The organism is Nitrosospira sp. NpAV, from assembly GCF_000832065.1.
Taxonomy (GTDB): domain Bacteria; phylum Pseudomonadota; class Gammaproteobacteria; order Burkholderiales; family Nitrosomonadaceae; genus Nitrosospira.
Genome location: NZ_JXQM01000067.1, coordinates 1 through 1047 on the forward strand (window position 1 = coordinate 1; position 1047 = coordinate 1047).

Consider the following 1047-nt stretch of genomic DNA (forward strand, 5'->3'; position numbering starts at 1 on the left):
TTACTCTGCGGATTTATTCATTTGAGTTTGTTACGCAACTGTACTGAACCGCCGGACTATTTTTTTAACCGGATACATGCTTTCGGTAACATCCTTGCCGATCCCGCGATAGCCCGTGAAGCGGCCGGATGAATCGAACATTGGCTCGCCGCTGACCATCAGATACTGTCGTGAGCCATCGGATTTGGTGCGGCTGTAGACAAAATCAAGGAAAGGGCGCCGCGCCGCGATGTTTGCCTTGAATACCGCATACTCGGCTTCATCCCAGCGTGCTTCGTTATTTCCTTTGGGTTCACCCAGTAAGGCATCGACGGTAATGCCAAGCATTTCGAGGGCTGGCCCATACACCTTGGTGAAACGCCCGTTTTCATCCTGTTCCCAATACCAGTCGGAGGCCAACTCGGTCAGACGGCGAAAGCGCGCCTCGCTCTCGCGCAATTCCGCAGTCCGCTCCGCCACGATTTGTTCCAGTTCCTTATTATAACTCCTGAGTTTTTTGTACAACAGGCGTACTTCCAGCAGGTTGTGAATACGTGTCTGCACTTCGACCAGATCAAACGGCTTGCTGACGAAATCCTTTGCACCGGCTTGTAGCGCGCGCAGCTTATGGCTTGGCTGGGCGGTGATCACGAGGACCGGAAGATAGCCATCCGGTTCTATTTCTTTCAAGCCGTCGAGCACCTGGAAGCCATCCATGCCGGGCATCTGCAGATCGAGCAGAATCAGATCGTAGCGGTTCTGGCGATAGAGAGGGCAAACCTGGTAAGGGTCCATGGTCGAAGTGATGCGGGTATAACCGGCATCGCCCAACATCTGTTCAAGCAGCCGGACATTGACATCCTGATCATCAACAATCAGGATGCTGGCGTTAAGAATGTCGGGTTTGCTAATCATTACACCTGTCAGTGAACGGCTTTTGAACGATGATGCAAGGTGGTAATGCTGCCGTTATTCCAGAAGATACTCTGTGCGCTAACTCTCATAAGAAAACAGAAAATGATTTCATTAGGAAAGAATATTGACTTCGTTCGGAAGAGGGATGCCCTA

The 1047-nt window shown here is 51.2% G+C and carries 1 protein-coding gene; it reads right to left on the minus strand.

What is annotated here, in order from left to right; all coding sequences use genetic code 11:
• Positions 1-30: 30 nt before the first annotated feature.
• A complete protein-coding gene (locus SQ11_RS15340; protein ID WP_041515074.1) occupies positions 31-894 on the minus strand; it encodes a response regulator in 864 nt (287 codons plus the stop codon).
• Positions 895-1047 lie beyond the last annotated feature (153 nt).

What these genes read in the sequence shown, in the direction of transcription:
- SQ11_RS15340 (WP_041515074.1), bottom strand. Translation starts at nt 894, where the DNA reads ATGATTAGCAAACCCGACATTCTTAACGCCAGCATCCTGATTGTTGAT.